The organism is Nocardia sp. NPDC060259, assembly GCF_042728775.1.
In the GTDB taxonomy this organism is placed as follows: domain Bacteria; phylum Actinomycetota; class Actinomycetes; order Mycobacteriales; family Mycobacteriaceae; genus Nocardia.
The window spans coordinates 1-9,002 of the sequence record NZ_JBHXAY010000173.1 but is presented as its reverse complement, the minus strand read 5'-3'; the positions used below and the strand labels follow the sequence as shown (position 1 = coordinate 9,002).

The window sequence follows — 9,002 nt, the reverse complement described above, 5'->3', positions numbered from 1 at the left end:
GCGGGCAGCGCGGCGCGCGCCGACCAGTCGGCCGGCGACCTCGCCGGTGACCGCTGGGCGAATCGTTCACCCGACCTCGGCAGGAGCACGATCCCGCGATGACGACCACCTCGACCGACACCTACGAGCGGCGCTCGTACGGGCTGTGGCAGAAGCCGCGCAGCGCGGGCCTTTTCGGCCTGCGCTGGGAAGAGACCGTGATCGGTTTCGTCGTGGTGATCGCGGCCCTGATCAGCGCCATGGTCGGTGGGTTCACATGGGGTTTCGTCGTCGGCGGCCTCGGCGCGCTGGTGATGGTGCCCCTGGTGTGGCGGACGGGGGGCCGCTCCGGATACGAGACGGGACTGATGATGTTCAACTGGATGCGCTCGCGCAAGAACGGCGAGCACGTGTATCGCGGCGGCCGGTTCTCCCGGATCCCCGGCGGCGTCACCAAGCTGCCGGGGCTGCTCGCCCCCTCGAAGCTCTACGAGGGCATCGACGCGGGCGGCTACCACTTCGGGATGATCCACCTGCCCGCGTTCGCGCAGTACACCGTGGTATTGCGGGCCTGGCCGCAGGGCCACGAGGCAGTGGACCAGCCGGTGATCGACCGCTGGGTCGCCGCGTGGGGCACCTTCCTGGCCTCGGTCGGTCAGACCAGCGACATCGTCGCGGTGGTGCCGGTGATCGACACCGTCCCCGAGACGGGTAACCGGCTGCTCAACGAGGTCTCCACGATCACCCGCCCGGAAGCGCCCGAGCTGGCCCAGCAGGTGATGTACGAGCTGGCCACCGAGCTGCCGCAGGAGCGGGTGCAGCTGCTGCCGCGCGTGGCGATCACGTTCAAGGCCACCACCGCCGAGCGGCGCAAGAACCCGGCCGAGGAGGCCGTGGAGATCGGGCGCAGGCTGCCCGGCATCTGCGCGGCGCTGGCCGAGGCGGGCGTGCGGGCGCAGCCGATGTCGGCCGAGGAGGTCATCTCCTTCATCCGCCGCAGCTACGACCCGGCCGCGCAGGCCGACCTCGAGGTCGCCGCCGCCGATCCGGGTGGGCACGGCCTCGGCTGGGACGACGCGGGCCCGGTCTCGCACGACGAGAAGTGGGATCACCTGATCCACGACGGTGGCCGCTCGGTCACCTGGGAGATGGACGCGGCGCCGGAGGGCGCGGTCGACGAGCGGGTGCTGCAGCGACTGCTCGCGCCGAATCCCGAAGTGCCGCGCAAGCGCATCGCGATCGTCTACCGGCCACACTCGGCCGCCGACGCCGCCGAGATCGTCGACGACGACTTCAAGAACGCGCTCGTCGCGCAGCAGAGCGAACGCGGTGTCGTCTCGGCCGCCGCGACACTGCGGGTCGGTGCGACCCAGCAGGCTCGCGAGGAACAGGCCCGCGGGCACGGCGTGACCCGCTTCGGCGCGCTGGTGACGATCACCGAGCCGCTGCGCGGCGACCTGCCGCGCATCGAGGCCATCACCCGCGACCTTTCGACGCAGGCCCGGCTCAAGATCCGGCGTTGCTACCGCTACCAGGCCGCGGCGTTCGCGGCTTCCCTCGGTTGTGGCGTCATCCTGCCCGAGCACGCGACCATTCCGAAGGCATTGGCGGGGTGAGGCGATCATGGGACGCGACTTCGACGACATCGCGCTACGGCCCGTACACCGGCCGCCCCGCATCCGGGGGGAACGCGAGCCACGACCGGTCGGGAGTTCGTCGCGCGTGAGCGACGACGTGCTCGGCCTGGAGGAGCGCACCGAACGCGGCGAACGGGAGTCGGCGCGCGGTACCGCCGTGGCCGACGAGCACGCCGAACGCAGATCGCGGGAGGGCAGGTCGCGCGCCGGGGAACCGGGCGTCAGGCCGCGTGCGGACGAGCCACGTCGTCCGGCCGCCGAGCGCGGGACGCAGGGTGCGGACACCCGCAGGCCGCGCGCGGACGACGAGCACCGCAGGCCGCGCACCGGCGAGAACCGCAGGCCACGTGAGGACGAGGCGCGGGGCAGGCGCGGTGACGAGGCGAGCGGCGGCAGGCCCGCCGCGGGCGAGCGGCGTCCGCGTGGACCGCGGCCCGACGCCGACCGCGCCCCCACGGCTCGCGTCGAGCGCGGGCTGCGCGCCGAGGATCACGGCCCGCGGCTCGATCACGCGCGCGCGATGGATCCGCACCGCAGGAAGCGTCCGATCGAGCAGGCCAGGCTCGTCAAGGCGCCGCGCCCGGTGAAGGCGGACCGCCCCGACGACGTCGCCGATCGGGCGATGGGCACCGGGCGCTCGGCCAAGTCGCGGAACAAGGCCGACCGGCGTGCCCAGTCCGGCCCGTCGCTGCTCGACGACGCCACCCGCGCCCGCTACGAGATGATCGCCCGCGAGCAGTCCGGCCTGCGCGCCGCCTGGGCGACCTTCCGCATCCACACCGACGACCTGCGCCGCAACAACGCGCAGGCCCGCACCGAGGCCGTCGTCAGCGACGGATTCGACCGCACCACCGCCGAATTGACCGACCGCGGCTACTCCGGCCCCGGCGGCGGCAAGATGAACGTGGTCGGCCGCCCGGTCGAGTACCGGGCCACCACCGCCCAGGTCGCAGGCCTGTGGCCGTGGTCGGTCGGCGCGGGCGCGCCGCTGATCGGCACCCCGCTCGGCTCGCACCTGCACACCGGCGCGCCGGTCTGCTTCGACCCGATGAACTGGTTCATGCGCGGCAGCTTCATCACCGCGCCCAGCCTGTTCGTGCTCGGCCTCAACGGTTTCGGTAAGTCCTCGCTGGTGCGCCGGATCGTGCTCGGCGGCATCGCCCAGGGCATCACCCCGCTGATCCTGGCCGACGTGAAACCCGACTATCGCAAGATGGTCGAGCTCGTCGGCGGCCAGGTGATCGACCTCGGCTACGGCCACGGCAAACTGAACCCGCTCGCCGCCGGTGTGCTCGGCTCGGTGGTGCCGCGGCTGGGGGAGTTCCCCGCGCTGCAACGTCAAGTGCTGCAGGACCTGCGGGCCAGGCAGGTGACGCTGATCGCCGGTCTGGTGGAACTGGTGCGTGGCGCCAGGGTCGCCGACTTCGAGGAGACGCTGATCGCGACCGCGCTGCGCATCCTGTACCAGCCGGGCAGCGGTTACGCCCCCGACAAGCCGCCGATCATGGAGAACCTGCTCGAGGTGATCGTCGGCGGCGGCGCGGAACTGATGCTCGACGCGGGCGCCGACAACGAGGACGAATACCAGCACGCGATCAAGAACCTGCGCCGCTCGCTGCGCGCGCTCACCCAGGGCCCGTTCGGCGCGATCTTCAACGGGCAGACCAGCGTTCCCATCGACACCGGCGCCGTCGCGGTGTGCATCGACGTCTCGCACATCCCCACCGGCGACAAGAAGCTCAAGGCCGCGGTCATGCTGGCCTGCTGGGCCGACGGATTCGCCTCGGTCGAGGCCGCGCACGTGCTGGCCGACGCGAAACTCGGTCCGCAGCGCTACTTCCAGGTGGTGATGGACGAGCTGTGGCAGGTGCTCGGCCTCGGCGACTTCATGGTCGACCGCGTCGACGAGCTGACCCGTCTGCAGCGTGGCCTCGCCACCGCGCTGATCATGATCAGCCACACGATCAAGGACCTGCAGGCGCTGGGTTCGGACGCCGCGATCGCCAAGGCGATCGGCTTCCTGGAACGCGCCCGCGCCAAGATCTTCGGCGCACTGCCCGCCGAGGAGATCAGCCGGCTCGATTCCACCGTGCCCTTCACCTCCGCCGAGCAGGAGATGGTGACCGGCTGGTCGGCGCCCCAGGCGCTCACCGGTGAAGCGCTGCGCCCCGGCCAGCAGCGGCCCTCGCCGCCCGGCACCGGCAAGTTCCTGCTCAAGATCGGTGAGGATCGCCGTCCCGGTATCCCCTTCCACATGGAGTTCACGGTGTCGGAGAAGGAAAGCGGAATCCACGACACGAATCAGCGGTTCAGCGAGTTCGGCGACAATCCGCGCGGAAGGTCTGCCGACGGCGGGCCGGAGGCGGAAGCGGAGGGTCATCACGCGGGCCCTCGGGAGCAGGCGTCGACGACACCGCCCGAACCGCCGACACCGAACGGAGGCCGGCAATGATGCCGCACCGGTCCTACCGCCGGGTCTCGCCCGAGGTCCGCAAGGCCGCCGTCGAGCAGGTTGTCGCCCTGACCGACAAGTTGCGCAGCGAGTCCGAGGCCTGCCGGGTGGTGGCCGAGCAGATCGGCGTGCACGCCAACTCGGTGCGCAACTGGGTGCGCGCGGCCGAGGGCCCGAGCCTGGACCGGATGGACGCCACCGCGCTACGCCGCAAAGTGGTGCTGCTGCAACAGCAGCTGGCCGCCGCCGCCGAGATGAACCGCACGCTCGCCGACACGCTCAACGAAACCCGGCGCCGCACGTGATCGCCGCCGCGGCGGACCCGGATCCCGGCGCCCGGCGCGGAACGTCTGGAGGCGGCCGGTGAACGCCCGCACGATGCTGATGTCCGCGCTCGGCTCCGTCATCGGGTTGATCGCGCTCGTGCTGGTCATCGTGCTGCCCTCCTCGGACGAGACCTGCGAAACCTCCGGCGTGCTCGACGGTTCGTCGGCGCCGACACTGCCGCCGCTGGGCGGCCAGTCGCCCGCTGACGCCCGGGCCGCCGCGTCCGCGACGCCGACAACCAACGCCGCCGTCACCGGGACTCCCTCGCTGGCCGCCGGGGTCGGTCCGCTGCGCCGCACCCTGCCGCTGGAGACCGGCACCTTCACCGTCTCCGACGTGTTCGGTTCCCGCGGTGGTGATCACAGGGGCATCGATATGGCGGCCACCGACGGGACGACGATCTACTCGGTATCCGACGGACGGGTCGTCGCCGCCGGTCCGGCGTCGGGCTTCGGCAACTGGATCGTCGTCGATTCCGTCGACACCAACGGGCGTGCCTACTCCGCCGTCTACGGGCACATGTGGGATCACGGTGTGAAGGTGCGGACGGGGCAGACGGTGACCGCGGGCCAGCCGATCGGGATGGTCGGCTCGGCGGGCGAATCCAGCGGCCCGCACCTGCATTTCGAGATCGTGCCGGGCGGCCGCTTCACCGGCGGCCGCCAGATCGACCCGATGCCGTGGCTCGACGGCGCGCCGACCCCGGATGTCGGTGGCGCGCGGGCGTTCTCGGTCGACCCGAACTGCGTGCGCGGATTCGGCAGCGCCGGTGGCGCGCTCGCCGACGGCAAGGTGCCCGCGGAACTGGAGATCTGGTACCGCAGGGCGGGCACCGTCTGCCCGGAGATCTCCTCGTCGCTGCTGGCCGCACAGGCCAAGCAGGAGTCCGGTTTCCGCCGCGGGCTGACCTCACCCGCCGGCGCGCAGGGTCTGGCGCAGTTCCTGCCCGGCACCGCGGTGAGCATCAATCCCGACGACGGTTTGCCCTATGTCATCGACGCCGACGGCAACGGCACAGCCAGCGTCTGGGACGACGGCGACGCGATCATCGGCCAGGCCCGCTATATGTGCGCGATCGCGCACAAGATCGCGGGCTGGATGGCGGCGGGCAAGGTCTCCGGCGACCTGACCGCGCTGACCCTGGCCGGCTACAACGCCGGTGAGGGCGCGGTGCTCAGCTCCGGCGGCATGCCCAATCAGGTTGCGGCGCACTACTCCGAGACCCAGCCCTACGTCACCAACATCCTCTCGATGGAACCGCAGTACCGCGCGCCCGGCGCGCAGGGCCGGTTCACCCCCGAACCCGGTGGCGGCGGCGCGCAGATCGTCGAGGCGGCACACGACTGGCTCGGCGCGCCGTATGTCTGGGGTGGCGGTGGCGCGCAGGGCCCGAGCAACGGCGGGTTCGACGGGCCGGGACTCACCGCCGCCGCGGTGTTCGCGGCGTCCTCGGGCGCGGTGACGTTGCCGCGCACCGCCGAACAGCAGTGGGAGTCCGGCCGGGAGGTGCCCATCGCGAAAGCCGCGGCGGGTGACCTGGTGTTCAGCGATTTCGGGCCGAAAGGTCCGGCGAAGGTGGGGATCTACGCGGGCAACGGTCAGCTGATCCAGGCGGTGTCGCCGTCGAGCAGCGGTGCCGGCGGTGGCGTCGTCGAGGTGGCGGTGCCGGGTGACGCGCGGGCGAGGAGGGTGTTGTGACCACACGACGCGACGCAGCGGGGATAACCTGGTGGGAGAGAACACGAATCCGCACCATTCCGGCGGTGATGCTCGTGGCGGCCCTGACCTCGGTCGCCGCTTGCGGCGGCGACTCCGATACCGCGCGCCCGGACGGCGCCACGTCGACCACCCGGCTGCTCGAGGCGGCGGCCACCACGGTCGACCCGACGACGCCCGACGGTGTCGCGGTCGTCGCCCTGCGCGAGGTCTACACCTGGAACCCCGTGACCGAGCAGCAAGGAGATTCGCTGCAGCGGGCGCGAAAATGGCTGGGGCCCAGCATGATACGTATGCTGGACAGTTCGGCCGGGACCACCGACACGCCGAAACCGACGCTGCAGTGGGCGGACTGGGGTAAGGCGAAGGCCCACGTCGAGGCGTTCACCTTCGCTTCGGGGGAGCAGGCGCCGCCGAGCGCGGATCCCTCAGTGGCGCAGTACAAGATCGGCATCGAGCAGACGGTCGTCTACCCGAACGGGCGGACCGAGGCCCTACCGCCGAGCACGGTCATCGCGACCGTGGTGCAGACGCCGCAAGGCTGGCGCCTCGACGCGTTCCGCTGAGAGCACCCACCCACCATCCGACAAGGTCCACAAGGAGGCATACGTGGCGAAGAAGAAGGTGACGGATCCGGCCGCGATCGGACCCGACACGACGCTGATCCTGATCGTGTTCGGCTTTGCGACGCTGATCACCCTCGCCGTCGCGCTGCACCTGGGCAACGCGTTGTCGGTGGTGCCGCAGAACATTCCGGTGAACCCGATCGCGGTGGTCGCCGACCTGGCGCGCGGGAAACTGCACTGGCCGCGGGCGTCCACGGTGATCGTGCTGCTGGTCATCGCCGCGCTCGTCGCGTTCGTGGTGATCCGCAAGCAGCTGAAGAAGCGCGCGGTGGTCGGCCGGTTGTCGATCGACGACAAGGCCGACCACATGGGCAGCGGCAGCGCCATCGCCTCGATCACCGAGGACGGGGTGCGGACGAAGGCCAAGGAACTCGGCGTGCGCCTGGGCACCAACGACGCGCCCGGTGTGCCGATCGGCATCGCCGTCGCCGACGGCACCCCGCTCTACGGTTCCTACGAGGACCTGCACCTCGACATCTGGGGTCCGCGCCAGGGCAAGTCCACCTCGCGCGTGATCCCGGCGATCCTGTCGGCCATCGGTCCGGTGCTGACCACGTCGAACAAGCGTGACGTGGTCGACGCGACCCGGAATGTGCGCGAGGCCAAGGGCAGCGCGACGTTCGTCTTCGACCCGCAGGGCGTGGCGGGCGAACGGCCGACGTGGTTCTGGGATCCGCTGGCCTGGGTCGACCACCGCAAGGAGGGCTGCGAGATGCGCGCGGCCCGGCTGGCAGGCCACTTCGCCGACGCCGAGAGCGGCGGCGCCGACACCACCGACAGCTTCTTCGACCCGGAAGCCGAGGACCTGCTCGCCGGGCTGTTTCTGGCCGCCGCGATCGCGAGCAAGCCCATCACCCAGGTGTGGGAATGGGTGACCAACCCGCAGAACAGCGAGCCGATCGAGCATCTGCGCGGTGCGGGCCACGACTTCACCGCGGCCGGCCTCGCCATGCAGTACAACGCCGAACAGCGCACCAAGAGCGGCATTTTCGGCACGGCCAAGAAGATGGTGCGCTGCCTGCAGATGTCGAATGTGCATCCGTGGATCACCCGCGGCAGCGGCGACCGCCTGCAGTTCGACGAGCTCGAGTTCATCGAGCGCAACGGCACGCTCTACTGCCTGTCGCTGGAGGGTCGTGGGTCGGCCGCGCCGCTGGTGAGCGCGCTCACCGAGGCCGTCATCGACGTGGCGATGCGTAAGGCTTCGCTGTCGTCCGGTGGCAGGCTGCCGATTCCGCTGCTCGCGGTCCTCGACGAGGCGGCCAATGTGGTGCGCTGGAAGGATCTGCCCAAGCAGTACAGCCACTTCGGTTCGCGCGGCATCGTGGTGATGACCGTGCTGCAGTCGTGGGCCCAGGGCGCGCGGTGCTGGGGCGACGCGGGAATGAGCGCGCTGTGGTCGGCGGCCAATATCAAGGTGCTCGGCAGCGGTGTCGACGACATGGCGTTCCTGCGTGACCGCTCCGAGGCGATCGGCGAGTACGACTCGATCTCGCAGTCGATGTCGCAGTCGGGCAACAACAAGAGCTATTCGCGCTCGCTCAGTTCCTCGGTGACCTTCACGGCGCAGGGACTGGCCACGCTGCCGCGCGGCCGCGCGGTGGTGTTCACCTCGGGCCAGCCCGCCGTGCTGGTCCGCACCGTGCCCTGGTGGGAATCGGAGTACTCCGAGGCGGTCAAGCAGTCGATCGAATACAACGATCCCACCCGCAAGACCCGCATCGACGATCTCATCGGGACGCCGGTGCAGTCGAGTTCCACTCCGCCGGATCAGATCGGTGACATCGAGGAGGTCAAGCCACTGTGAACGAACACACGCAACCCGCGCGCGACATCGCCAACGGGTACGGCAATGTCTTCGATTTCGTCAACGACTACCTGAGCAGGGTGTACAGCAGACAGGTCACCGATATCAGTGACACGGTGTGGTGCCCGGAATGGTGGCGCCATCCCGAGGCGGCCGTGCGGCTGCACGCGCTGTGGCAGGCGTGGGAGCACTTCCGGATGCAGGGTGGACCGGGCATCAGTGTCTGGTTCCTCGATCACGCGGACCCGCATATGGCGAAACTGTTCGATCCGCGAGGGCCGTTCAAGTATTGCAGTGTGCGCAACGGCCACAAGAAGATGCTCGATCCGCTGCCGTTGGAGGAGCAGGTCGGGGCGGATCGCGACCAGTTCACCGACCCGGACGTCATGCGGACGATGGGCAAGACGAAGCCGTTCTAGCCGGCGGTTCCGGTCCGGCGGGGGCGGTCAGGCCGCCCC

7 protein-coding genes are annotated in these 9,002 nt (G+C 70.6%); all 7 read left to right on the top strand.

Annotation, left to right across the window (positions count from 1 at the left end; all coding sequences use genetic code 11):
- Positions 1–98 precede the first annotated feature (98 nt).
- The 7 genes from ACFWF2_RS32935 to ACFWF2_RS32905 are packed head-to-tail and all read left to right on the top strand — an operon-like array spanning position 99 to position 8,963.
- On the top strand, positions 99–1,595 hold the full coding sequence (locus tag ACFWF2_RS32935; protein WP_379032335.1) for an SCO6880 family protein: 1,497 nt from the start codon (positions 99–101) through the stop codon (positions 1,593–1,595).
- 7 nt (positions 1,596–1,602) lie between these two features.
- Positions 1,603–4,068: a hypothetical protein gene (locus tag ACFWF2_RS32930; RefSeq protein WP_379311386.1), complete on the top strand. Its 2,466-nt coding sequence runs from the start codon at positions 1,603–1,605 to the stop codon at positions 4,066–4,068.
- A complete protein-coding gene (locus ACFWF2_RS32925; RefSeq protein WP_375928830.1) occupies positions 4,065–4,373 on the top strand; it encodes a transposase in 309 nt (102 codons plus the stop codon). Before ACFWF2_RS32930 ends, ACFWF2_RS32925 begins: the two co-directional genes overlap by 4 nt.
- A 58-nt stretch (positions 4,374–4,431) precedes the next feature.
- Positions 4,432–6,093 carry a peptidoglycan DD-metalloendopeptidase family protein gene (locus ACFWF2_RS32920; RefSeq protein WP_379311385.1) on the top strand — a complete coding sequence of 554 codons (1,662 nt, stop codon included), beginning with the start codon at positions 4,432–4,434 and terminating at the stop codon, positions 6,091–6,093.
- Complete coding sequence (locus tag ACFWF2_RS32915; RefSeq protein WP_379311384.1) at positions 6,090–6,677, top strand: hypothetical protein; 588 nt, start codon at positions 6,090–6,092, stop codon at positions 6,675–6,677. Before ACFWF2_RS32920 ends, ACFWF2_RS32915 begins: the two co-directional genes overlap by 4 nt.
- A 43-nt stretch (positions 6,678–6,720) precedes the next feature.
- On the top strand, positions 6,721–8,544 hold the full coding sequence (locus ACFWF2_RS32910; protein ID WP_379311383.1) for a type IV secretory system conjugative DNA transfer family protein: 1,824 nt from the start codon (positions 6,721–6,723) through the stop codon (positions 8,542–8,544).
- Positions 8,541–8,963 carry a DUF4913 domain-containing protein gene (locus ACFWF2_RS32905; protein ID WP_379311382.1) on the top strand — a complete coding sequence of 141 codons (423 nt, stop codon included), beginning with the start codon at positions 8,541–8,543 and terminating at the stop codon, positions 8,961–8,963. Before ACFWF2_RS32910 ends, ACFWF2_RS32905 begins: the two co-directional genes overlap by 4 nt.
- The last annotated feature ends 39 nt before the right edge of the window (positions 8,964–9,002 follow it).

Bases quoted from the DNA above. Each gene is read 5' to 3' on its own strand.
- ACFWF2_RS32935 (WP_379032335.1), top strand. From the start codon at position 99: ATGACGACCACCTCGACCGACACCTACGAGCGGCGCTCGTACGGGCTG.
- ACFWF2_RS32930 (WP_379311386.1), top strand. From the start codon at position 1,603: ATGGGACGCGACTTCGACGACATCGCGCTACGGCCCGTACACCGGCCG.
- ACFWF2_RS32925 (WP_375928830.1), top strand. From the start codon at position 4,065: ATGATGCCGCACCGGTCCTACCGCCGGGTCTCGCCCGAGGTCCGCAAG.